Annotated in this window: 21 protein-coding genes and 1 tRNA gene; 18 read left to right on the top strand and 4 right to left on the bottom strand. The window is 67.0% G+C overall.

What is annotated here, in order from left to right:
- The first annotated feature begins 113 nt into the window (after positions 1 to 113).
- Genes bioB through F2Q65_RS00600 form a run of 7 tightly spaced genes read left to right on the top strand, consistent with a single transcriptional unit; the run spans position 114 to position 6,683 of the window.
- The gene (gene bioB / locus F2Q65_RS00630; RefSeq protein WP_150089364.1) at positions 114 to 1,160 is read left to right on the top strand and encodes a biotin synthase BioB; all 1,047 of its coding nucleotides are present in this window, start codon (positions 114 to 116) and stop codon (positions 1,158 to 1,160) included.
- A complete protein-coding gene (gene bioF, locus F2Q65_RS00625) occupies positions 1,153 to 2,451 on the top strand; it encodes an 8-amino-7-oxononanoate synthase (RefSeq protein WP_150089362.1) in 1,299 nt (432 codons plus the stop codon). The genes bioB and bioF overlap by 8 nt, the downstream gene beginning before the upstream one ends.
- Positions 2,451 to 3,221 carry a pimeloyl-ACP methyl ester esterase BioH gene (gene bioH, locus F2Q65_RS00620; protein ID WP_150089360.1) on the top strand — a complete coding sequence of 257 codons (771 nt, stop codon included), beginning with the start codon at positions 2,451 to 2,453 and terminating at the stop codon, positions 3,219 to 3,221. The genes bioF and bioH overlap by 1 nt, the downstream gene beginning before the upstream one ends.
- Complete coding sequence (gene bioC, locus F2Q65_RS00615; RefSeq protein WP_150089358.1) at positions 3,218 to 4,162, top strand: malonyl-ACP O-methyltransferase BioC; 945 nt, start codon at positions 3,218 to 3,220, stop codon at positions 4,160 to 4,162. Before bioH ends, bioC begins: the two co-directional genes overlap by 4 nt.
- Positions 4,159 to 4,902 (top strand): dethiobiotin synthase, encoded by a 744-nt coding sequence (gene bioD, locus F2Q65_RS00610; RefSeq protein ID WP_150089356.1) that lies wholly within the window; start codon positions 4,159 to 4,161, stop codon positions 4,900 to 4,902. Before bioC ends, bioD begins: the two co-directional genes overlap by 4 nt.
- A complete protein-coding gene (locus F2Q65_RS00605; protein WP_150089354.1) occupies positions 4,895 to 5,518 on the top strand; it encodes a class I SAM-dependent methyltransferase in 624 nt (207 codons plus the stop codon). Before bioD ends, F2Q65_RS00605 begins: the two co-directional genes overlap by 8 nt.
- 55 nt (positions 5,519 to 5,573) lie before the next feature.
- Positions 5,574 to 6,683, top strand: a complete 1,110-nt coding sequence (locus F2Q65_RS00600) for an AI-2E family transporter (protein WP_150089352.1) — start codon at positions 5,574 to 5,576, stop codon at positions 6,681 to 6,683.
- A gap of 38 nt (positions 6,684 to 6,721) precedes the next feature.
- Here F2Q65_RS00600 and F2Q65_RS00595 read toward each other — a convergent pair whose 3' ends face one another.
- Complete coding sequence (locus F2Q65_RS00595) at positions 6,722 to 7,705, bottom strand: MDR/zinc-dependent alcohol dehydrogenase-like family protein (protein WP_150089350.1); 984 nt, start codon at positions 7,703 to 7,705, stop codon at positions 6,722 to 6,724.
- Between the two features lie 108 nt (positions 7,706 to 7,813).
- Here F2Q65_RS00595 and F2Q65_RS00590 point away from each other — a divergent pair, with 108 nt between their 5' ends.
- The gene (locus tag F2Q65_RS00590; RefSeq protein ID WP_150089348.1) at positions 7,814 to 9,013 is read left to right on the top strand and encodes a YbfB/YjiJ family MFS transporter; all 1,200 of its coding nucleotides are present in this window, start codon (positions 7,814 to 7,816) and stop codon (positions 9,011 to 9,013) included.
- A gap of 13 nt (positions 9,014 to 9,026) precedes the next feature.
- Positions 9,027 to 10,298 (top strand): NRAMP family divalent metal transporter, encoded by a 1,272-nt coding sequence (locus tag F2Q65_RS00585; protein ID WP_150089346.1) that lies wholly within the window; start codon positions 9,027 to 9,029, stop codon positions 10,296 to 10,298.
- A gap of 365 nt (positions 10,299 to 10,663) precedes the next feature.
- Here the strand turns inward: F2Q65_RS00585 and queG are convergent, their stop codons facing one another.
- The gene (gene queG, locus F2Q65_RS00575) at positions 10,664 to 11,734 is read right to left on the bottom strand and encodes a tRNA epoxyqueuosine(34) reductase QueG (protein WP_150089344.1); all 1,071 of its coding nucleotides are present in this window, start codon (positions 11,732 to 11,734) and stop codon (positions 10,664 to 10,666) included.
- Between the two features lie 273 nt (positions 11,735 to 12,007).
- Between queG and cobD the strand changes: the two genes are divergently transcribed.
- The 6 genes from cobD (at position 12,008) to F2Q65_RS00540 (ending at position 17,701) form a co-directional block, all read left to right on the top strand.
- Positions 12,008 to 13,081 carry a threonine-phosphate decarboxylase CobD gene (cobD, locus tag F2Q65_RS00570; protein ID WP_150089342.1) on the top strand — a complete coding sequence of 358 codons (1,074 nt, stop codon included), beginning with the start codon at positions 12,008 to 12,010 and terminating at the stop codon, positions 13,079 to 13,081.
- 87 nt (positions 13,082 to 13,168) lie between these two features.
- Positions 13,169 to 14,068, top strand: a complete 900-nt coding sequence (gene cysD / locus F2Q65_RS00565; protein WP_211353909.1) for a sulfate adenylyltransferase subunit CysD — start codon at positions 13,169 to 13,171, stop codon at positions 14,066 to 14,068.
- Positions 14,068 to 16,041, top strand: coding sequence for a sulfate adenylyltransferase subunit CysN (gene cysN / locus F2Q65_RS00560; protein ID WP_150089338.1), 1,974 nt, complete (start codon positions 14,068 to 14,070; stop codon positions 16,039 to 16,041). The genes cysD and cysN overlap by 1 nt, the downstream gene beginning before the upstream one ends.
- 629 nt (positions 16,042 to 16,670) lie before the next feature.
- Positions 16,671 to 16,949, top strand: a complete 279-nt coding sequence (locus F2Q65_RS00550; protein WP_150089334.1) for an AbrB/MazE/SpoVT family DNA-binding domain-containing protein — start codon at positions 16,671 to 16,673, stop codon at positions 16,947 to 16,949.
- Positions 16,946 to 17,359, top strand: a complete 414-nt coding sequence (locus tag F2Q65_RS00545) for a type II toxin-antitoxin system VapC family toxin (RefSeq protein ID WP_150089332.1) — start codon at positions 16,946 to 16,948, stop codon at positions 17,357 to 17,359. Before F2Q65_RS00550 ends, F2Q65_RS00545 begins: the two co-directional genes overlap by 4 nt.
- Positions 17,360 to 17,380: 21 nt before the next feature.
- Positions 17,381 to 17,701, top strand: coding sequence for a glycosyltransferase family protein (locus F2Q65_RS00540; protein ID WP_246155804.1), 321 nt, complete (start codon positions 17,381 to 17,383; stop codon positions 17,699 to 17,701).
- A 131-nt stretch (positions 17,702 to 17,832) separates the two neighbouring features.
- Here F2Q65_RS00540 and F2Q65_RS00535 read toward each other — a convergent pair.
- Together F2Q65_RS00535 and F2Q65_RS00530 are read right to left on the bottom strand one after the other, a co-directional pair.
- Positions 17,833 to 17,907: transfer RNA gene (locus tag F2Q65_RS00535), tRNA-Val, on the bottom strand.
- Positions 17,908 to 17,985: 78 nt separating this feature from the next.
- Entirely contained in the window at positions 17,986 to 20,532 is a 2,547-nt protein-coding gene (locus F2Q65_RS00530) for a putative bifunctional diguanylate cyclase/phosphodiesterase (protein ID WP_150089330.1), read from the bottom strand.
- Positions 20,533 to 20,716: 184 nt separating this feature from the next.
- Here F2Q65_RS00530 and F2Q65_RS00525 point away from each other — a divergent pair, with 184 nt between their 5' ends.
- The 3 genes from F2Q65_RS00525 to F2Q65_RS00515 all read left to right on the top strand — a co-directional run bounded on the left by F2Q65_RS00525 (position 20,717) and on the right by F2Q65_RS00515 (position 24,057).
- The gene (locus F2Q65_RS00525) at positions 20,717 to 22,288 is read left to right on the top strand and encodes a PAS domain-containing sensor histidine kinase (RefSeq protein ID WP_170265425.1); all 1,572 of its coding nucleotides are present in this window, start codon (positions 20,717 to 20,719) and stop codon (positions 22,286 to 22,288) included.
- Positions 22,289 to 22,302: 14 nt separating this feature from the next.
- Complete coding sequence (locus F2Q65_RS00520; RefSeq protein ID WP_150089328.1) at positions 22,303 to 22,497, top strand: hypothetical protein; 195 nt, start codon at positions 22,303 to 22,305, stop codon at positions 22,495 to 22,497.
- 63 nt (positions 22,498 to 22,560) lie between these two features.
- Positions 22,561 to 24,057: an ATP-binding response regulator gene (locus tag F2Q65_RS00515; RefSeq protein WP_150089326.1), complete on the top strand. Its 1,497-nt coding sequence runs from the start codon at positions 22,561 to 22,563 to the stop codon at positions 24,055 to 24,057.
- The last annotated feature ends 69 nt before the right edge of the window (positions 24,058 to 24,126 follow it).

Below are 24,126 nucleotides of genomic sequence, written 5' to 3'. Positions count from 1 at the left end.
TTTTTGGTTGACACCAGTTAGCGGGCGGGTACCCTTGCGAGCCTATGCCTCGCGTTGCGCCGATCGGCTCGACGGGCGCGAGACCAGCCCAGCATCGTACCGGGGACGCACCCATGCCAGACCAGACCAACACCGCCATTCGCCACGACTGGACCATCGACCAGGTCCAGGCGCTGCTGGATCGGCCGCTGAACGACCTGCTGTTCACCGCCCAGGGCATCCACCGCGCCCATTTCGATCCAAACCGCGTCCAGGTCAGCTCGCTGCTCAGCATCAAGACCGGCGGCTGTCCGGAGGACTGCGGCTACTGCTCCCAGAGTGCGCATCACGACGCCGACACCGCCCGCGAGCGGCTGCTGCCGCTGGACGCGGTGCTGCAGGCCGCGCGGGCCGCGCGCGACAAGGGCGCCACCCGCTTCTGCATGGGCGCGGCCTGGCGCAACCCCACGGACCGCAACCTGCAACAGGTGGCGGACATGGTGTCGGCGGTGCACGACCTCGGCATGGAGACCTGCGTCACCCTGGGCATGCTCACGCTGCCCCAGGCGCAGGCGCTGCGCGCCGCCGGACTGGACTATTACAACCACAACCTGGACACCTCGCCGGAGTTCTACGGTCAGGTCATCACCACGCGGACCTACCAGCAGCGGCTGCAGACCCTTGAACACGTGCGCGAGGTGGGGCTCAAGACCTGCAGCGGCGGCATCCTCGGCATGGGCGAATCGCGCCGGGACCGTGCGTCGATGCTGTGCCAGCTGGCCAATCTGCCGGCGCACCCGGAATCGGTGCCCATCAACCTGCTGGTGCAGGTGGAGGGCACGCCGCTGTTCGGCACCCAGGCCCTGGACCCGTTCGAGTTCGTGCGCACCGTCGCCACCGCCCGCGTGATCATGCCGGCCTCCTATGTGCGGCTGTCCGCCGGGCGCTCGGACATGAGTGACGAGCTGCAGGCGCTGTGCTATCTGGCCGGCGCCAATTCCATCTTCTACGGCGAGCGCCTGCTGACCACCCCCAATGCCGAGGCCGACCGAGACCGGCAGCTGTTCGCGCGGCTGGGGCTGGCGTTCGAGGAGATCGAGCCCGAGGGCCGCGACGAACCGGGCGGCTGCCACAAGAGCATCACCGCGCCGGCCGCGGGCACTGCGGCGGTCAATGCCTGAAGCCGCCGATCTGGCTACCGATCCGGGCGCCGGGTGGGACACCCCTACGAGCCCCGACCCGGGCAGCCGTTCGGGCGCCGGTGCGGACGCCGATCTGGCCACGGACCTGCACCAGCTGCGCGAGCGCCGGCTGTATCGCCGGCGGCGGACCCTGCAGGGCCCCCAGGGTGCGCATGTGCGCCTGGACGGGCGCGACCTGCTCAGCTTCTGCAGCAACGACTACCTGGGCCTGGCCGGGCATCCGGAACTGGCCCGGGCCTTGCAGGACGCCAGCCGACGCTATGGCGTCGGCAGCGGATCGGCGCATCTGGTCATCGGCCACAGCGAGGCCCATCAACGGCTCGAGCAAGCGCTGGCCGACTTTGTCGGCCGGCCCCGGGCGCTGCTGTTCTCAACCGGTTACATGGCCAACCTCGGCGTGTTGCAGGCCCTGGCAGGGCGGGGCCAGCGGATCCTGGCCGATCGGCTCAACCATGCCTCGCTCACCGACGGCGCACGCCTCAGCGGCGCGCGGCTGCTGCGCTATGCCCACGGCGATCCCCAGGACCTGCAGCGTCTGCTGGATGACGGCGATCCGCGGCTGATCGTCACCGACGGGGTGTTCAGCATGGACGGGGATCTGGCGCCGCTGCGACAACTGGCGGCCCTGGCCCGCGCCCGGGGCGCCCGGCTGATGCTGGACGATGCCCACGGCCTGGGCGTGCTGGGAGCGCAGGGGCGGGGCACGCTGGAACACCTGGGGCTCGACGGCATCGACAGCGGTACCGATGGCGGCATCGACGCCGTGCCGATCCTGATCGGCACCCTGGGCAAGGCCTTCGGCACCTTCGGCGCCTTCGTCGCCGGCAGCGACGCGCTGATCGAGACCCTGATCCAACGCGCGCGCCCCTACATCTACACCACGGCGCTGCCGCCAGCCCTGGCGGAGGCCACCTGCGTGGCCCTGGACATCGCCCGACGCGAGCACTGGCGGCGGCAGCGGCTGCGAGCGCTTACCGCCCGTTTCCGCGCCGGGGCGGCGGAACTGGGACTGGAACTGGGGCTGGCGGATGCCCACACGCCGATCCAGCCCCTGATCGCCGGCGATGCCGGTCGCGCCCTGGCCTGGAGCCGCCATCTTGAGCAACACGGCGTGCTGGTGACCGCCATTCGCCCGCCCACGGTGCCCCAGGGGACCGCGCGGCTACGCATCACCTTTTCTGCCGCCCACACCGAGGCCGATGTCGACCGCCTGCTGTCGCTGCTGGCGCAACTGCCATCGGGCCCGGGCGGCAAGACTGGAGACATTTGATGACCACGGCAACCACAAATCTTGTTCTGCTGCCCGGCTGGGGCATGAACAGCGCCGTCTGGGCGGCCCTGGAACAGCCACCTCTGGACGCCTTTGCCCGGCGCCTGTCACTGCATCCTATCGATCTGCCCGGTCATGGCGGCCAAGCCTGGGATGCCGAGCGCACGCGTCTGTCCGACTGGGCCGATGCCGCGCTGCAGCAGGCGCCTGAGCAGGCGATCTGGCTGGGCTGGTCACTGGGCGGGCTGGTGGCGCTGCAGGCCGCGCGGCAGGCGCCCAAACGCGTGCAGGCACTGATCCTGATGACCGCCACGCCGCGCTTCGTGCAGGCCCGGGACTGGCGCGTGGCCATGGCGCCGGAGACCCTGGCCCGATTCAACGCCGGACTGCTGGAGGACGCCGCCGCCACCCTGCACCAGTTTCTGGCGCTGCAGGTGCGGGGCAGCGACGCGGCGCGTCCCACCTTGCGCGCCCTGCGTGCCGAGCTGGCGCAACGCCCGGCACCCCGGCCCGAGGCCCTGGCCACCGGGCTGACGCTGCTGGCGGAGGAGGACCTGCGCGGTCCGCTGCCAGACATCGCGGCACCGGCGCTGTGGCTGTTCGGCGAGCGCGACACCCTGGTGCCGGCGGCGGTGGCCGAGCGGGTGGGGCTGCTGATGCCCGGCGCCCGCACCCGCGTGATCGCCGGTGCCGCCCACGCCCCCTTCCTGTCCCATGGGGCCGAGGTGGCCGCGGAACTGCAGGCCTTCCTCGATGAGGTCTGCCCATGAGCCACATCGACAAGGCCGCCGCCCGTCGCGCCTTTGAACAGGCGGCGTCCAGCTATGACGCCGCTGCCGTGCTGCAGCAGGAGATGACCAGCCGCCTGCTGGAGCGGCTGGACTATGTGCGCCTGGCCCCCCGTGCCGTGCTCGATCTGGGCTGCGGCACCGGCTTCGCGCTGGACGGCCTCGCCCGGCGCTATCGCCAGGCGCGGCTGTATGGCCTGGACTTCTCCGTCGGCATGCTACACCGGGCCCGACGGCGGGGCAGCTGGCGCAACCGTCCGCGTCTGCTGTGCGCCGACCTGGAGGCGCTGCCGCTGGCGGACGCCTCGGTGGACCTGATCTTCTCCAATGCCGCACTGCAGTGGGCCAACGACCTGGACCAGGTGTTTGCCGAACTGCAGCGGGTGCTCCGACCCGGCGGCCTGCTGATGTTCACCAGTTTCGGCCCCGACACCTTGCAGGAATTGCGCGCGGCCTGGGCCGCCGCAGACGGCGGGGCCCATGTCAGCCCCTTCATCGACATGCACGACGTCGGCGATGCCCTGGTGCGGGCGCGGTTCGCCGATCCGGTGATGGACGCCGAGCGGATCACCCTGACCTACGGGCATGTGGGCGATCTGATGCGCGACCTGAAACAGCTCGGTGCTCGCAACGCCCTGTCGGATCGGGCCCGGGGCATGACCGGCCGGAGGCGCCTGGCCGCGGTGCAGCAGGCCTACGAGCGCCACCGGCACCAGGGGCGGTTGCCGGCGACCTGGGAGGTGGTCTACGGCCACGCCTGGATCGGGGACAAGCAGCCCGGCCAGTTCGGCAACCAGTTCGCCACCGCAGACGGCGTCGCCGTGCCCGTCAGCGCCATCCAGCGGCTGGGGCCGACTCCAGGTTCGGTTCCAGGGCAGGGGCAGGCGCCGGCGGCCGCGCCGCAGGGGTTCAGCACGCCATGAGCGGCGTCTTCATTACCGGCACCGACACCGACGTGGGCAAGACCGAGGTCTCCCTCGGTCTCATGCACGCGCTGCAGGGGCGGGGCTGCTCCGTGCTGGGCATGAAGCCGGTCGCCTCCGGCGGAACCCCGACCACCCAGGGCAGCGGCCAGCGAACCGGCCAGGGCATCCGCTGTGCCGATGCCCTGCGGCTGCAGGCGCAGGGCAGCTGGCCGGTGGACTACGCGCAGGTCAATCCCTACGCCTTTGCACCGGCCATCGCGCCCCATATCGCCGCCGGCGAGGCCGGCGTCGAGATCGCGCTGGCCCCGATACGCGCGGCCTACGACGCCCTGGCGGCGCAGGCGGACTGGGTCGTGGTGGAAGGGGTCGGCGGCTGGCGGGTACCGCTGGGGGCGTCGCTGGCCGTGAGCGACCTGCCCCGGGCGCTGGACCTGCCGGTGCTGCTGGTGGTGGGTCTGCGCCTGGGCTGCATCAATCACAGCCTGCTCACGGCAGAGTCCATCCGCGCCGGCGGCGGGGTGCTGACGGGCTGGATCGGCGTGCAGCTGGAGCCGCACATGCCTGCCGCGGACGGGAACATCGCCACTCTATGTGCCCTCATCGATGCGCCGAATCTGGGCATTGTGCCCTATCTGCCCGATCCCGACGCCGAGCAGGTCGCCGAGGCGTTGCTGCTCGACCCCCTGCTGGCTTGCGACAAGGCTTGCGACAACAAAGGCGACGCACAGGATGCCTGAGCACCAGCCGGATCTGCGCAGCGCCTATGATGCGCTGTCCGTGACCTACGAGGCCAATCGCGGCCAGTTCGATATGACCCAGGTCCTGGACGACCTGTTCGCCCGTCTGCCGTCGCGGGGCGGCGCTCTGCTTGACCTCGGCTGTGGCGCCGGCGAGCCCGTGGCCGAGGCCTTCATCCGACGCGGCTGGGACGTGACCGGCGTGGATGTCTGCGGCACCATGCTCGACCTGGCGGCCCGTTATGTCCCCGCCATGCGCCGGGTCTGCGCAGACATGCGCGAGGTTGCCTTTCGGCAAGGCTGTTTCGATGCCGTCACGGCCATCTACAGCCTGTTTCATCTGCCGTCGTCGGAGCATCCAGACCTGTTCGCCCGGGTGCGCGACTGGCTGCGGCCCGGTGGGATCTTTCTGTTCACCTACGCCACCGCCGACTACACCGGCGCCGAGACCTTCGACGGCTGGAAGACGTTCATGGGCCAGCGCCTGTTCTACAGCCATCGCACGCCGGCGGATCTGCAGGCACAATTGCAGGCAGCCGGGCTGGTGCCCGAGGCGCTTGCGGCGCGCGACATCGGCGGCGAGCGGTTTCTCTGGGTCACCGCATCACGGCCCTGAGCCTTTTCCGGTCACCGCGTCCGGATGCGATCCCATGAACCAAAGAGGTGACCCCATGACAGACCCTACGGAGACGAGCCGCGACGCCCAGGTGGAGCGGGTGCTGGAGCTGGCCATCCGGCTCGGTCTGGTGGCCGTGATGCTGGCCCTGAGCTACTGGATCGTGCAGCCGTTTCTGATCCCCATCGCCTGGGCCATCATCATCGCCGTGGCCGCCTGGCCCGGTTACCAGCGGCTGCTGAACCTGTTTCGCGGGCGACGCACCCCCGCCTCGGTGGTGTTCGTGCTGATCGCGCTGATCATCCTGATCCTGCCGGTGGCCTTGCTCAGCGGCACCCTGGTGGACGGCGTGCATGGGCTGGCCAGGACCCTGTCCGCCGGCCAGGTGGAACTGCCCGAGGTGCTGGACCTGAAGGACCTGCCGCTGGTCGGGCCAGAGATCCACGCCTTCTACATCGATGCGTCCGAAGACCTCGAGGCCTCGCTGCGCACCATCGAGCCCCAGCTCAGGACGGTCGGCACCTGGCTGCTCGGCCTGGCCACCCATGCCGGCATCGGCCTGCTGCATTTTGTCATCGCCATCCTCATCGCCGCAGTGCTGCTGGCCAAGAGCGACGCGGGCGCGCGCGTTACCCGGGCCATCGCGCGGCGCGTGGTGGGCGAGCGCGGTGACGCACTGGCCAAGCTGGCCGAGTCGGTGGTGCGCAGCGTCTCGCGCGGGGTCATCGGCGTGGCCCTGATCCAGTCCATCCTGGCCGGGCTGGGCATGCTCGTGGCCGGGGTGCCGGCGGCCGGGCTCTGGGCCCTGCTGGCCCTGCTGCTGGCGGTGGTGCAGGTCGGCGCCTTCTGGGTGCTGCTGCCGGTGGCCATCTACCTGTTCTATTCCGCCAGCCTCACCACCGCCGTGCTGTTCGCGGCCTGGGCGATATTCGTCGGCTCCATCGACAATGTGCTCAAGCCGCTGCTGCTGGGGCGCGGCGTGTCGGTGCCGATGATGGTGATCTTCATCGGTGCCATCGGCGGCTTCCTCGGTGCCGGCATCATCGGCCTGTTCGTCGGCGCCGTGGTGCTGTCCCTGAGCTATGAACTGTTCCTGGTCTGGCTGCGCGAGGGGGCGGACGGTCAGGGGGATGGCCAGGAGGATGGCCAGGGTGCGGACGGCTAGCGTATTTGCGGCGGGGCCGTAGCGGGTCTATAGCCGGCCTAGGCCGGGTCTGTGCCGCAATCCAGCAGCACCTTCATGACCTGCGCTTCGGCGGCGCGTTGCAGTGCCTCCAGGCCCCGGGCCAGCGGCAGTCTCGCGTCGATCAGCGGCCGGGGATCCACCAGGCCCTGCTGCAGCAGCCGCAGCGCGGCGGGCAGCGGGCCGCAGCGCGAGCCCACCAGGGTGATCTCGTCGACCACCAGCGACGACAGATCCAGTTCCAGCCGGCCGTGATAGGTGCTCTTCAGCACCAGGGTGCCGCGGGGCCGCAGCGCTCGTCGGGCCAGCGCAAAACCGCCGGGGGCGCCGGTGGCCTCCACCACCAGATCGGCGCTGTGGGGCTCGACCTGGGTCTCGGACACCGCCGTGATGCCGGCCAGGGCCAGACGCTCGCGCTGGTGGTCATGGCGGGCCACCACGGACAGGGCGCATCCGCTCAGCCGCAGCACCCGGGCGATGAGCTGTCCCAGGCGTCCGGCGCCGACCACCAGCACGCGCTGGTCTGCACGGACGGACACCTGCTGCGGGATCTCCAGCGCCGCGGCCAGCGGCTCGGCGAACACCGCAGCGTCGTCCGGCACCGCATCCGGCACCGGATGCAGATTGCGCACCGGCAGACACAGGTATTCGGCAAAGGCGCCGTCGCGTTCGCGAATGCCGATCACCTGCCGCCGCTCGCAATGGCTGGGCCGCCCGGCAAGGCACTGGGCGCAGGCGCCGCAGCAGAGATTGATGTCGCCGACCACGCGCCGACCCGCAAGCGACGGCGCCTGTGCCGCCCGGACCACTGTGCCGACGAACTCATGCCCCAGGGTGCCGCGAAAGGGCAGGTAGCCCCGCGTCAGTTCCAGGTCGGTGGCGCAGACACCGGCCAGTCGAACGCGCACCAGGGCCTCGTCCCGGGCGGGTATCGGCACCGGGAGGTCGGTTCTGAGCCTGAGACCCTGTTCCAGAAGCCCCTGTTCCAGTCGTATCGCTTGCATAGACGTGACATCATATACGCATCGTCGTCTGGTCTTCAGCCGGATGGCCAGACCGGTCAGGTCAGGTTCGATTCTCGATCACGTTTGGGAGCAGGATTCAATGACGACATGCTGACGCCAAGACCGATCTCGGTGCTGGCCTCCGGCATCTTTGCGCTGATGCTCACCATGGGGGTGGCCCGCTTCGCCTATACGCCGATGCTGGCCTACATGCAGGCCCAGACTGACATGGGCGACGCGCTGGCGGGCTGGCTGGCGGGCTGGAACTACCTGGGATACCTGTCCGGCGTGCTGCTGGTGACCCGCCTGAAGGACCTGATGCTGAAGGACCGTCTGTACCGCATGGGGCTGCTGCTGGCGGTGGTGACCACGGCCATGATGGCGCTGGATGAGTCGCCGCTGCTGTGGGGCGCGAGCCGCTATCTGGCGGGGCTGAGCACCGCCGCTGGCCTGATGCTGGGCTCCGGGCTGATCCTGAACTGGCTGATCCGCCACGGCCATCGCAGTGAACTGGGGCTGCACTTCAGCGGGCTCGGCATCGGCATCGTGCTGGGCGGGCTGCTGGTGGAGGCGGCGGCACCGGTGCTGGACTGGCGCGGGCAATGGTGGCTGCTGACCCTGGTGGGGGCGTTGCTGCTGCTGCCGGCCTGGCGCTGGCTGCCGCGACCGAACCAGGGACGGCCGCTGGCGCCGCATCACGCGGACGGTTCCGGCGAGCCGGGCCCCTGGTGGCTGTGGCTGTTGCAGGGGGCCTATCTCTGCGCCGGTTTCGGCTACGCCATCAATGCCACCTTTACCGTGCTGATCACCGAACAGCAGCCGGCGCTGGCGGGGCAGGGTGGCCTGATGTGGCTGCTGGTGGGGCTGGCGGCGGCCCCGGCGCCGGTGCTGTGGGACCGTTTGGCGCGGCGGCTGGGGTATCTGCGCACGCTGCAGGTGGCGTTTGTGCTGCAGGTCATCGGGATCGGGCTGCCGGTGGTCAGTGGTTCGCTGACGGCGGCGGTGGCCAGCGCGTTGCTGTTCGGCCTGACCTTCATCGGGATCGTCTCGCTGGTGCTGACCATGGTGGGGGTGCGCTATCCGGCGCACCCGGCGCAGATCATGGCGCGGCTGACCCTGGGCTATGGTGTGGCGCAGATTGTGGCGCCGGTGGTGGCCGGGGAACTGTCGGAGCGCAGCGGCAGTTTCGATGGGTCGCTGATGATGGTGGCGGCGATCATGGTGCTGGGGTTTTTCTGCCTGCTGGCGATGGAGCGGATCGGGGCTCGCGGCCCGGCTGGGCGCCTCGACGATTCGAGGGTCAGGTGATCGGGACTTGATCATGCCGACGGAACATCACTTTTCCCGGGCGCTGGGGCCCGGGCTGTTCTTTGCTGCGGCGGCGGTAGGGGTGTCGCATCTGGTGCAGTCGACCCGGGCCGGCGCGGACTATGGCCTGGCGCTGGGGCTGTTCATCCTGCTTGCGCTGCTGTTCAAGTATCCCGCCTTTCGCTTCGGGCCGAACTATACCGCGGCCACGGGTACCTCGCTGCTGGAGGGCTATCGGCGACAGGGTCGCTGGGCCCTGGTGTTGTACGGCGTGCTCACCCTGGGCACCATGTTCACGGTACAGGCGGCGGTCACGGTGGTGACTGCGGGGCTGGCCAATGTCACCCTTGGGCTGCCGTTCGATGCCATCACCACCTCGGCGTTGCTGCTTGGGGTCTGCGCGGCGGTGCTCGCCGTCGGTCAGTTCCACTGGCTGGACCGCATCGTGAAGCTGCTGGTGGTGGTCTTCACCGTCTCCACGGTCATTGCGACACTGCTCATCGTGCCGACCATCCCGTGGTCAGAGATGCACTGGATGCTGCCGGCTGAGGCGGTGGATCAGAAGACGATCCTGTTCCTGGCGGCGCTGGTGGGCTGGATGCCGTCGGCCATCGACATCGCGGTCTGGAACAGCCTCTGGACCCTGGAAAAGGCCCGGGACACGGGCTATCGTCCCAGCGTGCGCGAGTCGATGCTGGATTTCCACATCGGTTACATCGGCACCGGCGTGCTCGCGTTCTGTTTCATGCTGCTGGGGGCGGGGGTGATGTACACCAGCGAGACCGAGATCGCCACCTCGGCGGGGGCCTTCGCCACCCAGGTGCTGGATCTGTACCGGCAGGCGCTGGGCGACTGGGTGGCACCCATCATTGGTGCGTCCGCGCTGGCGGTGATGTTTTCCACCACGCTGACGGTGCTGGATGCCTTTCCGCGCGCCATCGCGACGCTGGTGGAGCGATTTCGCGGCGAAGAGCGACCCGCGGACGAGCGCGAACGCCATGAGCGCACCCTGATCTACTGGGGTGCGGTGGCGGTGCTGGCCCTGGGGGCGGTGATCGTGCTGCATTTCCTGCTCAGCAGTCTGTCGGCGATGGTGGACATTGCCACCACGCTGTCGTTCCTGACTGCGCCGGTCCTGGCCATCCTCAACCACCGGGCCATGTTCCAGTCGTCGGTGCCGCTGGCAGACCGCCCCCGGCCCTGGCTGGTGGTCATGAGCCTGGCCGGCATCGTTGCGCTGAGCGGCTTCGCGCTGTACTACCTGTACCTGGTCGTGCTCGGCTGAGCCGGCCGGCGCGCACCCTGGGATTATTTGCCCCAAGACCATGCACTACGCCCTGCGCAAACACGATCCCCGCCAGCGCCAGCCAGACATCACCCAGGCCCGCGACCGATTGGATTGGGCGCCCAAGGTGGCGCTGCGCGAGGGGCTGCGGCCCACAATTGCGTATTTTGAGCGCTTATTGCGGGCAAATATCCGGTAGACACCGTCATCCCGGCCGGGAAGCGTTGAATATACTGCACCCGTAATAGGTACCCACCGTCATCCCGGCCGGGACGACAGAAGCGAGTCGTCATCCCGGCCGGCTCGGTCAACCCAGGGTAGGGCGGACAAGCGCCTTGCTCGGCTGCGGTACTCGGTGTGGTGGGCTATTTGGTCTCTTGGTGGCGCGGATGTTGGCCAATCGCCCAGCGCACATGCTCCTGGATCAAGGGGTCTGGGTGGTCTCGCTTTGCGCTCAGTGCCTGCAGGATCTCGGTTGACGGGGGCGCATTGCCCAGGGCAACGGCGAGATTGCGCATCCAGCGGCTGTAGCCGATGCGTCGGATGGCGCTGCCCTGTGTGCGTTCCAGGAACTCTGCCTCGGTCCAGGCGAAGAGCGATAGCAGCGTGGCTGTGTCCAGATCCTCGCGCGGCAGGAAGTCGGCCTCCTCACTCAGGCGCGCGAAGCGGTTCCAGGGGCAGACCAGCTGGCAGTCGTCACAGCCGTAGATGCGGTTGCCGATGGGTGCGCGCAGATGCTCCGGGATTGATCCCTTGTGTTCGATGGTGAGGTAGGAGATGCAGCGTCTGGCGTCCAGTTGGAAGGGCCCGGTGATGGCGTGGGTCGGGCAGATGTCGATGCAGGCCTGACAATCGCCGCAGTGTTCCTCGGCGGGGGTGTCGGCCGGCAGGGGCAGGTCGCAGTAGATCTCGCCCAGAAAGAACCAGGAACCGGCCTTGGCGTTGATCACATTGGTGTGCTTGCCGATCCAGCCGAGCCCGGCCTTTTGCGCCAGGGGCTTTTCCATGACCGGGGCCGAGTCGACGAAGACCCGATGACCAAAGGGGCCGATGCGTTCCTGGATGCGCTCCGCCAGCCGTTGCAGCCGCTTGCGCAGCAGCTTGTGATAATCGCGGCCAAGGGCGTAACGCGAGACGAAGGCGCGTGCTGGGTCCTCGAGCGCGCGATCGATGGCCTGCTGATGCTCGGGCAGGTAATCCATGCGGGCGCTAATGATGCTGAGCGTGCCCGGAACCAGCTCGGCCGGTCGGGTGCGCTTGCTGCCATGACGCGCCATGAAGTGCATGTCGCCCTGCTTGCCCTCGGCCAGCCAGCGTTGCAGATGGGCCTCGGCGGTTGCCAGATCACAGTCGGCAATGCCGATCTGCTGGAAGCCCAGTTGCTGGCCCCATTGCTTGATCTCGGCCGCCAGCTCAGTGCATTGCGCCGGGGTCATCAGACGCGGGTGCTTGCTCGACTGGATAAGAGGATGCGCTCAGGAATCATGAATTTCACGCTCTCTGGTTGTCGCCCGCCGGACGGAAATGATGCGACAGCCTACCGCAGAGCAGTGCGCCCACAGTAGGCGCTGGATCAATCCTAGCCGCCAAGGACCCTGATCGATGATAATGGAAACCGTAGACGCACCAATGCTTCTTGAGTCTGCGCCCACTGGACTGGAATTTTCAATGACTGATGATCGGCTGGTGATCAAGGATGGCCTGCGCCCATGACCGAGCGACACGGCGGCAATCTGGATGCGCTGGCCCGACGCGCCGGGCGGCCAGCGGCAGAGATCCTGGATTTTAGCGCCAACATCAATCCTCTGGGGCCGCCGCCGGCGCTGGCGGCGCTGTTCGATATCGATCTCGCAGCGCTGGGGCATTACCCGGATCCGGATTCGAGTGAACTGCGGTCCCTGCTGGCCGAGGCCCATGACATCGACCCCGAGCGCCTGTTGGTCGGCAACGGTTCCGAACAGCTGATCTGGTGGCTTCCCAGAGCGTTGCGTGCGCGGCGACTGTTGCTGCCGGTGCCCAGCTACCTGGACTATGGGATTGCCGCGGCGGTCTGGGGATTGCCCATCGAGCCGGTGCAACTCTGTGCCGAGACCGGATTCGCGCTCGATCTCGCCGCGCTGGACCGGCAAGCCCGGCCGGGCGATCTGGTCTGGATCGGGCAGCCGAACAATCCGACCGGGCGGCTGGTCGATCCGGCCGCACTGATGGCGCTGGTCTCGACCCATCCCGAGGTCTTCTGGGCCATCGATGAGGCCTTCATGGACTTTGTCGAAGGGACGCCCAGCGCACTGACCTGGTCACTGCCAAACCTGGCGGTCATGCGTTCCATGACCAAGTTCCAGGCGCTGGCCGGGCTGCGGCTGGGGTTCGGCGCCTTGGCGCCGGAGCGACGCCGGGCCCTGCAGGATTGCCTGCCGGAATGGTCCGTCAACACCCTGGCGCAACGCGCCGGCATCCTGACGCTGCGTGCCAGCGACACGCCCAACTGGGCCGAGCGCAGCCGCCGACTGGTGCGTGAGCAACGGCAGTGGCTGAGCGCGGAGTTGGCCACGTTGGGCCTGCAGGTCTTTCCCGGCAGCGCGAACTATCTGCTGTGCTGTTTGCCAGAGCAAGGAATGCGCGCGGCGGAACTGCAGGATCGTCTGTTGCGCGAGCAGGGCATCGCGATTCGTGATTGCAGCAACTATCAGGGCCTGGGTGACCGTTACATTCGGGTTGCGGTGCGCGATGAGGCCGACAATGGGCGATTGCTCGCCGGGCTGAACGCGGTCTTCAACCCCTGAGCAGCACCACAGCCCTGATCACCGAATCCCGCATCCGGTCACACCAAACCCATGCCTGAACGCCTGTATCGAACCCCAAGAGCCCCGATGAAGACCCTGACCCACCTGCAACGCCTCGAGGCCGAAAGCATCCACATCATGCGCGAGGTGGTCGCCGAGGCCGAGCGGCCGGTGATGCTGTATTCGATCGGCAAGGATTCGGCGGCCATGCTGCATGTCGCGCGCAAGGCCTTCTATCCCTCGCCGCCGCCTTTCCCGCTGCTGCACGTGGACACCACCTGGAAGTTTCGCGCCATGTACGAGCTGCGCGAGCGCGCGGCGGCCGAGGCGGGCATGGAGTTGCTGGTCCACCAGAATCCCGAGGCGCGCGAACGGGGCATCAATCCCTTCGATCACGGTGCCTTGCACACCGACATGTGGAAGACCGAGGGGCTCAAGCAGGCGCTGGATCTCCATGCCTTCGATGCCGCCTTCGGTGGCGCGCGGCGTGACGAGGAGAAGAGTCGCGCCAAGGAGCGGGTGTTCTCCTTCCGCTCGGCCAATCATCGTTGGGATCCCAAGAATCAGCGCCCGGAATTGTGGCGGCTCTATAACGCCCGCAAGGCCAAGGGCGAGAGCATCCGCGTCTTTCCGATGTCGAACTGGACCGAACTGGACATCTGGCAGTACATCCATCTGGAGGGCATCGAGATCGTGCCGCTCTATTTCAGCGCGCCGCGCCCGACGGTGGTCCGCGACGGGCTGATCCTGATGGTCGACGATGATCGCTTCCCGCTGCAGGCGGGTGAGGAGCCCGTCGAGCGCTGGATCCGCTTCCGCACGCTTGGCTGCTACCCCCTGACCGGCGCCGTCGAGAGCCGCGCGCAGACGCTGCCGGAGGTGATCCAGGAGATGCTGCTGACCACCACCTCCGAGCGCCAGGGCCGCGCCATCGATCACGACCAGTCGGCGAGCATGGAGAAGAAAAAGCAGGAGGGGTATTTCTGATGGCCAACGCGAACACGGATTCCAGCTACCGCGCCGAGCAGCTGATCGCCGAGGATATCGACGCCTATCTGGAGCGTCATCAGCATAAGACCCTGCTGCGCTTCATCACCTGCGGCAGCGTCGATGATGGCAAGTCCACGCTGATCGGACGGCTGCTTTACGACAGCAAGCTGATCTTTGAGGATCAGCTGGCTGCGCTGGAGAGTGATTCCAGGCGCGTCGGCACCCAGGGCGAGAAGATCGATTTCGCGCTTCTGGTCGATGGCCTGGCCGCCGAGCGCGAGCAGGGCATCACCATCGATGTGGCCTACCGTTTCTTTGCCACCGAGAACCGCAAGTTCATCGTTGCCGACACCCCGGGGCACGAGCAGTACACCCGCAACATGGTCACCGGCGCCTCGACTGCGCAGTTGGCGGTAATCCTGATCGATGCCCGCAAGGGCGTGCTGACCCAGACGCGTCGGCATAGCTACCTGACGCATCTAGTCGGCATCCGTCATCTGCTGCTGGCGATCAACAAGATGGATCTGGTGGCCTACGATCAGCAGGTGTTTGACGCCATCGTCGCCGAGTATCGGGCCTTCGCCGAGCAGATCGGGATTCAGGACTTTGTGGCCATTCCGGTGTCTGGGCTGGAGGGCGACAACATCACCCTCCCCAGTGATCGCACGCCCTGGTATCAGGGGCCGACGCTGCTCGGATACCTGGAGTCGGTCGAACTGGACGAGGCCTGGCTGGCCAGCGGGCCCTTCCGGCTACCCGTACAGTGGGTCAACCGGCCGAATCTGGATTTTCGCGGCTTCAGCGGGCAGATCGCCTCAGGCGTGGTGCATCCAGGCGATGCCGTTCAGGTACTGCCAGGCGGGCAGCGCTCGCGCGTGGCGCGGATTGTCACCTTCGATGGTGATCTGGATGAGGCCCATGCCGGCCAGTCAGTGACCCTGACACTGACCGATGAGATCGATTGCTCGCGCGGGCAGGTGATTGCGGCGGTGGCCGATGCGGAGGACGCTGCGGCTGCCACCGGAGGCATGGCCGCAAGGCCGGAAACCGCAGCCCCCGCGCTTGCGGTCGCCGATCAGTTCGAGGCGACCCTGGTCTGGATGGCCGAGGAGCCCATGTTGCCCGGTCGCGGCTATCTGATGAAGCTCGCGACCAACCAGCTTGCGGCCAGCATCACAGCGATCAAACACCAGGTCGATATCAACAGCCTGGCCCGGGAGCCTGCCACCCAGCTCGGTCTCAACGACATCGGGGTCTGCAATCTCTCGACCGACCGCCCCGTGCCCTTTACGCCCTATGCCGAGAATCCCGACCTTGGTGGTTTCATCCTGATCGATCGCCTGACAAACGCCACCGTAGGCGCTGGCCTGCTCCATTTCGCACTGCGCCGCAGCCAGAACCTGCCTTGGCAGCATCTGGAGGTGGATCGGGCCGCGCATGCGGCACTCAAGGGGCAGCAGCCCCGGCTGATCTGGCTGACTGGTTTTCCGGGTGCGGGTAAATCTAGCATTGCCAATGCCTTGGAGAAGAAACTTCACGCACTGGGTCGCCATACTTATTTGCTCGATGGCAAGAATCTGCGCCATGATCTGAACCGGGACCTCGGTTTCACGCAAGCCGATCGGGTCGAGAACATCCGCCGTGTGGGCGCGGTCGCGCGCCTGATGGTGGATGCCGGGCTGATCGTGATTGCGGCCTTCATCTCCCCCTTCCGCAGCGAGCGCGAACTCCTGCGTTCGCAGATGCGAGACGGCGAGTTCATCGAGGTCTTCGTTGACACGCCGCTGGCGGTGGCTGAGCAGCGCGATACTCAGGGGCTGTACCGACGCGCCCGGGCGGGAGAGCTGTTCAATGTGACTGGCATTGACAGCCCTTACGAGCCACCTCAACGCCCAGAGCTCCATCTGGACACCACGCGGATGTCGGTCGAGGAGGCAGCGGAGGCGATTTTGGAAAGACTGTTCAGTTAGCTAGGCGCAGCTGGTCTTTTCTGGCTGGCTTCCATTCGCGACGTCTTGGTTGCGGTAACGTCTTGTTTTAGATCCCAGTTGCGACCTTAAGGTGCTGTGGCGCTTTGGTTTGGATCACAGGCACGACTTCTGGGTGTGGAGCGGCTGTTACACTCAGCGGGTAACAGATCGCTTGGCCGAGGGAGCCTGGGATTGGGTGGCCTGATCAGGAACCCTGCGAGCCAGGGCTGGTGAGCTGGAGCCAGTCAAGGTGACAGTCTACACATCTCGCTTTGCGCAGTGATGTGCCCGCACCGCCAAGCAGCGCTGAAGAACAGAGATGACACTTACAAAAAAACCGGCGCTCGGCCGGTTTTTCGTATCTATCTGCTTTGATGGTGGGTGCGGCTGGGTTCGAACCAGGCCGGGCGCTTGACGTGCTTGAGGTCCGACGGGCTCAGATCGAAGTGCCAGCAGTCGTTGCTGCGCCCGGCCTGGAAGCGCACCGCCGGCGGCTCCCAAGCGCTGCGTAATGGGTTACGGCCGACGATCGCATATTTTGGGCAGTGACTTTCAGGCGTTGAACGTCGTTGAACGGGTGGCGTTTCTGGCATAAGCTAAGGCTACACGCATTTTCACGGAGAACCGCCATGTCAACCATGACCCTATCGGCCAAACGGCAGGTTGTGCTGCCCGCTGAGTTGTGTCAGCAGCTTGCGCTCGCCCCGGGTGCGCAGGTGGAGGTGCGGCTTGCGCCGGATGGCGCGGGGATCCTCATCGAACCCGCGCGGGCAGGGGGCAAAAAGCCGGCTTCGGTGTTATTTGGCCGGGCGATGCATCGCGGCAAGCCCGTTGCCATTGAAGACATGGACGCAGCCGTTGTTGCGGCGCGGCTAGCGCAGCGCGAGGCCCATGCCAAGGCGCCATGATCGCACTGGATACCAACATTCTGGCGCGCGCAATCGTTCATGAAGCGGAGGCGGATGCGGTAACCCAACAGCAGCAAACTGCGGCGCAGGCGCTACTGACATCTGGTCAGACATTGTTTCTGCCGGTGACGGTCGTGCAAGAGCTGGATTGGGTGCTGCGTGGCGTGTATGAATTGCCGCGAGATCAAGTGCTCAGCGTGATTGAAGACTTATTGCACATTGAGCATCTGGTGGTTGATCGTGCGGCGGCCATCGCAGAGGCGGTTGAAGGCTACCGACAGGGTCTGGATTTTTCTGATGCCCTGCACTTGGCGCAGTCCAGGCACTGCGACGCCATGGCCAGCTTTGATGCCCGATTCCGTAAACGAGTTGTCAAACTGCACATGCAACCACCGGTTCACATTCCCTGAGAACTGCCATCACGCCTATGAGTGGGGCTCTCGCTGTATGAGCGGTTCGGCGTCTTCGAGACCCGCTATCGCATCGCCGCGGACGATGACCTGATGCTGCGCATGCTGATGCAACTGCAGGGGCGGGTGGTGTATCTGCCCGAGGTGCTGGTGCGCATGCGCCTGGGCGGCATCAGCAACCGCTCGCTCGGCAAGGTGCAACGCAAGTCGTGGGAGGATTACCAGGCGCTGCGGTCGAACAGCGTTGGCGGCGTGGCGGCGCTGGCCTGGAAGAATCTGTCGAAGCGGCCGCAGTTTATTCGGAAGGTAGCGAAGCACAGTATCCGGGCGAACTGCTCCTGACCGACGAGCGCTTACGCCGGATTCCGGATGACTCCTGCCTGCTGGCCGTTCAGGATGGGCCACGTTTGGGCACCATTTGGACACACAGCAAAAAGCCGGCGCGAGGCCGGCTTTCAAGTGCTTGATTTGATTGGTGGGCGCGGCTGGGTTCGAACCAGCGACCCCTGCCGTGTGAAGGCAGTGCTCTCCCACTGAGCTACGCGCCCCAGAAGCCGACCATGATAGGCGTTGGGCGGGCTGTCGTCAATTGCTGATTTTCGCTGGCGGGGTCTTGCGGTGTTGGTTCAGGGAGTGGCCTGGGCGCCATCTTGGGATCTGCCTTGGGTCGCTTCGGATGCGTCTGGCGCAACGGGAGTATTGCCCGGGGCGTTTTGCTGCAGTAGCAGCTCGAGTTCATCCGCAGGCAGGGGTTTGCTGAAATAGTAGCCTTGCGCCAGTTGGCAGCCGTGGCGGCGCAGGTAGTCCCACTGGGCGGCGGTCTCGACGCCTTCGGCAACCACCTCGAGCTGCAGGGTGCGGGCCATGGCGATGATGGCGGAGACGATGGCGGCGTCGTTGGCGTCGCTGGCCAGGTCGCGGACGAAGGACTGGTCGATCTTCAGGCCGTCGATGGGGAAGCGTTTCAGATATTCCAGCGATGAGTAGCCGGTGCCGAAGTCATCGATGGTGACATGGCTGCCGCGCTCGCGCAGCCGCGTCATGACGGCGATGGCGTGATCGATGTCGCGCATCATGGTGGTTTCCGTGATCTCCAGTTCCAGCGCGGCCGCCGGCACACCGCTGGCGTGGATCAGGCCGTCGATGCGCTCCACCAGGTTGGGCTGCTGAAACTGCAGTGCGGCCAGATTTACCGCCACATGCAGGTCGTCGTGGCCCAGGTGGTGCAGGCGGGCCAATTGCCGCAGGGCCGTCTCCAGCACACGCTCGCCGAGCTGGACGATGAGCCCGGTGCGCTCCGCCAGCGGGATAAAGTGCCCCGGCGGGACCACACCGCGCTCTGCATCGGTCCAGCGCACCAGGGCCTCGAGGCCGACAATATGGCCGTCGACCAGCCTCACCTTGGGCTGGTAGTGGACCTCGATGCCGCCGTTCTCCAGGGCTCGGCGCAGGGACTGCTCCAGCCGCTGTTGCTCGGCGTTGCGACGGTTCATGTCGGCAATGAAGAAGCGGTACTTGCCCGGTCCCAGCTGCTTGGCATCGGCCATGGCGATATCTGCGTGCTTGATCAGGGTGTCGGCGTCCTGGCCGTCGTCCGGACAGACGCTGATGCCGATGCTTGCGTCGACGAAGATCTCGTGGCCCTGCACCGTCACCGTGCGCCGGATGGCGTCGATGATCCGCTGGGCAATGACCGCGACCCGATCCACATCATCGATGTCGGTGAACAGCACCGTGAACTCGTCGCTGCCCAGCCGCGCGATCATTTCGGCCTGGTCGGCAAAGGCCTTGATGCGTGCGGTGACCTCCACCAGCAGTTCGTCCGCCACGGCATAGCCCAGGGTGTCGTTGACCAGCTTGAAGCGGTCCAGATCGATGAACAGCAGCACCGGCTGCGCCTCGCCCTGCAGCGTCTCGGCCAGCCGCTGGCGGAACATCGAGCGGTTGGGCAGCCCGGTCAGGGCATCAAAGAACACCAGCCGCTCCAGTTGCTCCTCCGCCGCCTTGGCGTGGGTGATGTCGGCGTAGATGCCGACATAGCTGGACAGCTCTCCTTGCTTGTCGGTCACCGCCCGGATGGTGACCCAGCTCAGAAAGGGCTCGCCGTTCTTGCGCCGATTCCACAGCTCGCCCTGCCACTGGCCCTGGGTCGTCAGCGCCTGCCACAGGGCCTGGAAGAAGGCCTGATCGTGATGGCCCGAACCGAGCAAGGCCGGTGTCCGGCCGATGAGCTCGTCGCGCTGGTAACCGCAGAGGCTGAGAAAGGCCGGATTGACGTCGGTGACCCGGGACTGCGGATCAGTGAACAGCACCCCCTCATTGGCGGACTCGAAGACGATCCGGGTGCGTCGCAGCGCCTCCTGCGCCTGCCGTCGGGGGCTGATGTCGGTGTAGGCGCCCACCAGGCGCAACGGGCGACCCTGTGAGTCACGCTCGGCCACTTGGCCGCGCGCCAGCACCCAAAGCCAGTCGCCGTCGGCGGTGCGCACGCGCAACTCGTGCTCGAACCGCGGTGTGCCGCCCTGCAGATGTGCGCGCATGGCAACTCGGGCCGCTTCCAGATCGTCCGGATGGATCTGCGCCGCCCAGGCGCCATAGCGCTGCTCCAGACTGCCGGGGGGGTAACCCAGGCGCCGTTGCAGCCGCGGACTGTAAAAATACCTGGCCGTATCCGGGTCGTATTCCCAGTAGCCGTCTCCTACCGCCTCCAGGGTGCGGGTCAGTCGCTTCTCGCCGTCAGACACGCGCTGGACGGCCCTGGCCAGTCGTCGAACCAGCTCCTGTACCGCCGCATCCAGGCGGCCGAGTTCATCGTTGCCGGTCAGTGTGCGGTGCGGTTCGGGCCGGCCCGCGGCCGAGGCACGGGCACTGTGCAGCAGTCGGCCGGCGCGCCGGCTGACGCCAAGATAAACGCTCAGCAGCACGATCAGCGCTAGCGCCAGCAATCCGCCCAGTTCCAGCAGATGCGTCGGTGTCGCAAGGGCCCGCAGCGGCAGCAGCGCCGCCGTGCTGTCCGGCGCGCGCAGTTTCTCCAGCACGAGCAGCCCCAGCGCCGCGAGTATGAACAGCAACAGCAGCAAGGGCAGCAGGATGCGTATGGCGTGGCGAAACTCCTGTAACTGTCTCCAGCGGCGCAGTGAAGCGGCGGATGACCCGTCCGCGGCGATGGTCATCCCAACGGGTGACAAGCGCTGCAGGATACGGCAAATCTCTGCCGCATTGCAGTGTCCGGCCTTGCATGAATTGCCTGTGTCAGCCGCGCAGACGCATGTTGACGGAAATCGCCGGGCATTACGCTTGCCGATGGCGGTAGTTCCACAAATCTGCTACAAAATCGATGGGGAATCGCAGGCAGGCATGAGGCGGACGAGCATGGGTCATGGCGAGGTCAATTTGACGCAGTTGCGCCGGCAGGCGACGGCTCTGTTGCAGGCCCGCCAGACGTCGACCGACGCCACGGTCGCCGAGATGGAGTTCGGCCAGTTGGTGGAAGAACTGGGCATCTATCAGACCGAGCTGGAGATCCAGAACGAGGAACTGATCCGCTCCCAGGCCGACACCGCGACGGCCCTGGAGCAGTACCGGCTCCTGTTCCGGCATCTGCCGTTACCGGCGCTGGTGGTGGATCGCCAGGGCTTCATCGCCGAGGCCAACCAGCAGGCCAGCCACGATCTGGGCATCAGCGACTACCTCGGCCTGCAGCACGGATCGGTGTTGCAACTGTTCGGATTCGACAGCCGGCCGGCACTGGCGCACGCGCTGCGCGATGCCATGCAGGCGGGTTCGGGACGGCTGGAGGCGCTGGAATTGCGCCCGGAACCCGGGCTGGATGGCGAGATCGGCGGCCGGCCCGGCCAGCCCTGCGACGTGCAATACGTGCCGCTGCCCAAGGTTGCCACAGAGGCAGACCGTGTGTTGCTGGTACTGGTGGATCGAAGCGCCGAGCGGGCGCTGCGCGAGCGCGCGCAGGAGCAGCGTGCGCTGACCGAACAACTGCGCGTGCTCAATCGGGCGGCGGAGGCGGCCAGCCGGGCCAAGAGTGATTTCCTGGCCAATGTCAGCCACGAGATTCGCACCCCCATGAACGCGATCATCGGCTTTGCGGAACAACTGATCGACGACGCGCCCACCGATCACCAGCGCCGCACCCTCGGCAAGATCCGCCAGGCCGGGCTGGACCTGCTGGCGTTGCTCACCGACGTGATCGAGCACGCCCGGCTCGACAACGACCAGCTCCGCATCGAGGTCATGCCCCTGTCCATCAAGCAGGTCGTCGCCCGGATCCGTTCGCGGTTCGCGCCGGAGGCGGCGGCCCAGGGCATCCAGCTCAGCTTCTCGGTGGCGCCGGAGGTGCCGCCCATCCTGCTGGGCGACGCCGAGCATCTGCGGCAGGTCATCGAGCATCTGCTGGAAAATGCGCTCAAATTCACCCCGACCGGGTGCATCAAGGTGACGTTTTCCTGCGCCGGTGACGCCACCCGCCCCACGGCGACGCCGGTGCGCGATGCCGGCGGCCTGGCAGCCGCCGCAGCAGACCTGGCCACACCCATGCTGCCGCTGCGCGTTGCGGTCACCGACACCGGCATCGGCCTGTCGCCAGAGCAGCAGGCGGGCCTGTTCTCGGCCTTCTGGCAGGTGGACAGCTCCAGTACACGGCGCTATGGTGGCGTCGGCCTGGGACTGAGCCTGAGCCGCCGCCTGGTGGAGCTGATGGGGGGCGAGATCGGTGTCGAGAGCCGGTCGGGGGAGGGCAGCCGCTTCTGGTTCACCGTCCGCCTGGGGATTCCGGTCAGCCAGGGACAAGGCACCCCCCAGCGGTCTCAGAGTCCGTCGCAGCGCCCGGCGCAGGCCAGGGGTCGGCAGTCCACTGCGGCGACGACCCACCGCCAGCCGCCGCGGGGGGTGGCGCTGCGCCCGCTCGTGTCGTAGACGTCGAGGCCCTGTTGCCGGACCTGGCGAAGCTGAAGCGCCTGCTGGAGGCCGGCCGGGCCAGCGCCCGGGGCAAGGACGCCGAGATCCTTGCCCAGCTCCAGGGCACGGCGCTGCAGCAAGACTACGCAAAGGTCAGTCGGGCCATTGCCCGTCTGCGTTACGCAGACGCGCGCTGCCGTTTGCAGGACTTTGTGCAACGCCTCTGATCCACTCAGGCATCAACCCGACAGAATCAACCCGACTGATCAACCCAGCGACCGGACGAATCCATGAACACCCAAGCCCGGGACGCACCCGGATCGGCACCTGCATCGGCAGCCTCGCCACAGGCCTCTGCCCAAGCCGCCGTGGACGTTGCACCCGCACGCATTCTCGTCATCGACGATGCGCCGACCAACATCGAGATCCTGCTCGGGATGCTGGAAGGCGACTACGAGATGAGCTTCGCTACCTCCGGTCCCGACGCCCTGGATCTGCTCGGACACATCGCGCCGCCGGACCTGATCCTGCTCGACATCATGATGCCGGAGATGGACGGCTACGCCGTCTGCAAGGCGCTGAAGCAGAACCCGGCAACCCGCGACATCCCGGTCATCTTCGTTACCGCCAAGACCGACGCCGAAAGCGAGATCCGCGCGCTGAACCTCGGCGGCGTCGACTTCATCCACAAGCCGATCAACCGGGGCATGGTGCGAGCGCGGATCGCGCTGCACCTGGAGCTGACCCGGCACCGCCGTCACCTGCAGGAACTGGTGATTGCCCGCACCCGCGAGCTGGCTCTGGCGCGCGACGCGGCAGAGAGCGCCAGCCGCGCCAAGACGGCGCTGCTGGCCAATGTGGGACATGAACTGCGCACGCCGCTGAATCACATCGTCGGCGAGACCTACCTGCTCAGGCGCGACCACGCAGACCCGCGGATAGGACGCTCGGTGGGGGTGATCGAACAATCCTCGCGGCAACTGCTCATGCTCATCGACAATATCCTGGAACTGGCCCGGGTGGAGAGCGGCGCGCTGCAGCTGAAGCCGGAGGCGTTCGATCTTGAAGGCCTGCTGGTACCGCTGGAGACCCGCTTTGCCGCCCTGGCGCAGCAAAAGGGCCTGGGCTTTGCCCGCGAACTCGATCCCCGGCTGCCGCCCCGACTGCGCGGCGACGCCGGCTGCCTGGGTCAGGTGCTGACGCAACTGCTGGAAAATGCTGTCAAGTTCTCGGAGCAGGGCACCATCCGCCTCAGCCTGCGGCGCGAAGCGATGCGCAGCGGCAGCATGATGGTCCGCTTCGCGGTCACGGACCAGGGCATCGGTCTGCTCCCAGAGCAGCAGGCCGCGGCCTTCGAGGATTTCCGTCAGGGCGACACCTCGCTCGCCCGCCAACAAGGCGGCACCGGCCTGGGGCTGGCGCTGTGCCGCCGGCTAACGGCGCTGATGGGCGGCGAGATCGGCGTCGACAGCATTCTGGGACAGGGCAGTTGCTTCTGGTTCTGCGTGCCGCTGGAACTGATCCCGGCCACCACCATGCCGCCATCGCCCGAGCCAGTGGACGCGCAGCGGCTGCAGCAGGTCATGGCGCCACTGGCGGTCCGCCTCGCCGTGGACGACATGGAAGCCCAGCAGCTGTACGCCGACGCCGCCGCCTTGCTTGACCCGGTGCTGGGGACACGGCGGCAGGACTTCGCGGCGTGTCTGGCCGCCTTCGACTTCGAGCGTGCGTTAGCGTTGCTGCGCGAGGCCGCCGCCGCGCACAGCCCGCCGGTACCGCTGGAGTGAATCAGCGTCCGGCCCAGTCGAACTCTTCCACCAGATGATGATGCACCACCGTGCTGGATTTACACCATT

Origin of the sequence: Thiohalocapsa marina (assembly GCF_008632335.1) — a bacterium.
In the GTDB taxonomy this organism is placed as follows: domain Bacteria; phylum Pseudomonadota; class Gammaproteobacteria; order Chromatiales; family Chromatiaceae; genus Thiohalocapsa; species Thiohalocapsa marina.
The sequence above is the reverse complement of the archived record's forward strand: the minus strand, read 5'-3'. Positions and strand labels throughout refer to the sequence as shown.

Excerpts from the sequence above, each read along its gene's own strand:
- bioC (WP_150089358.1), top strand. The coding sequence starts at position 3,218 with ATGAGCCACATCGACAAGGCCGCCGCCCGTCGCGCCTTTGAACAGGCG.
- F2Q65_RS00530 (WP_150089330.1), bottom strand. The coding sequence starts at position 20,532 with ATGACCATCGCCGCGGACGGGTCATCCGCCGCTTCACTGCGCCGCTGG.
- cobD (WP_150089342.1), top strand. The coding sequence starts at position 12,008 with ATGACCGAGCGACACGGCGGCAATCTGGATGCGCTGGCCCGACGCGCC.
- bioF (WP_150089362.1), top strand. The coding sequence starts at position 1,153 with ATGCCTGAAGCCGCCGATCTGGCTACCGATCCGGGCGCCGGGTGGGAC.
- F2Q65_RS00605 (WP_150089354.1), top strand. The coding sequence starts at position 4,895 with ATGCCTGAGCACCAGCCGGATCTGCGCAGCGCCTATGATGCGCTGTCC.
- cysD (WP_211353909.1), top strand. The coding sequence starts at position 13,169 with ATGAAGACCCTGACCCACCTGCAACGCCTCGAGGCCGAAAGCATCCAC.
- F2Q65_RS00590 (WP_150089348.1), top strand. The coding sequence starts at position 7,814 with ATGCTGACGCCAAGACCGATCTCGGTGCTGGCCTCCGGCATCTTTGCG.
- bioB (WP_150089364.1), top strand. The coding sequence starts at position 114 with ATGCCAGACCAGACCAACACCGCCATTCGCCACGACTGGACCATCGAC.
- F2Q65_RS00525 (WP_170265425.1), top strand. The coding sequence starts at position 20,717 with ATGAGGCGGACGAGCATGGGTCATGGCGAGGTCAATTTGACGCAGTTG.
- bioH (WP_150089360.1), top strand. The coding sequence starts at position 2,451 with ATGACCACGGCAACCACAAATCTTGTTCTGCTGCCCGGCTGGGGCATG.
- F2Q65_RS00550 (WP_150089334.1), top strand. The coding sequence starts at position 16,671 with ATGTCAACCATGACCCTATCGGCCAAACGGCAGGTTGTGCTGCCCGCT.
- F2Q65_RS00595 (WP_150089350.1), bottom strand. The coding sequence starts at position 7,705 with ATGCAAGCGATACGACTGGAACAGGGGCTTCTGGAACAGGGTCTCAGG.
- bioD (WP_150089356.1), top strand. The coding sequence starts at position 4,159 with ATGAGCGGCGTCTTCATTACCGGCACCGACACCGACGTGGGCAAGACC.
- cysN (WP_150089338.1), top strand. The coding sequence starts at position 14,068 with ATGGCCAACGCGAACACGGATTCCAGCTACCGCGCCGAGCAGCTGATC.
- F2Q65_RS00515 (WP_150089326.1), top strand. The coding sequence starts at position 22,561 with ATGAACACCCAAGCCCGGGACGCACCCGGATCGGCACCTGCATCGGCA.
- F2Q65_RS00545 (WP_150089332.1), top strand. The coding sequence starts at position 16,946 with ATGATCGCACTGGATACCAACATTCTGGCGCGCGCAATCGTTCATGAA.
- F2Q65_RS00600 (WP_150089352.1), top strand. The coding sequence starts at position 5,574 with ATGACAGACCCTACGGAGACGAGCCGCGACGCCCAGGTGGAGCGGGTG.
- F2Q65_RS00585 (WP_150089346.1), top strand. The coding sequence starts at position 9,027 with ATGCCGACGGAACATCACTTTTCCCGGGCGCTGGGGCCCGGGCTGTTC.
- queG (WP_150089344.1), bottom strand. The coding sequence starts at position 11,734 with ATGACCCCGGCGCAATGCACTGAGCTGGCGGCCGAGATCAAGCAATGG.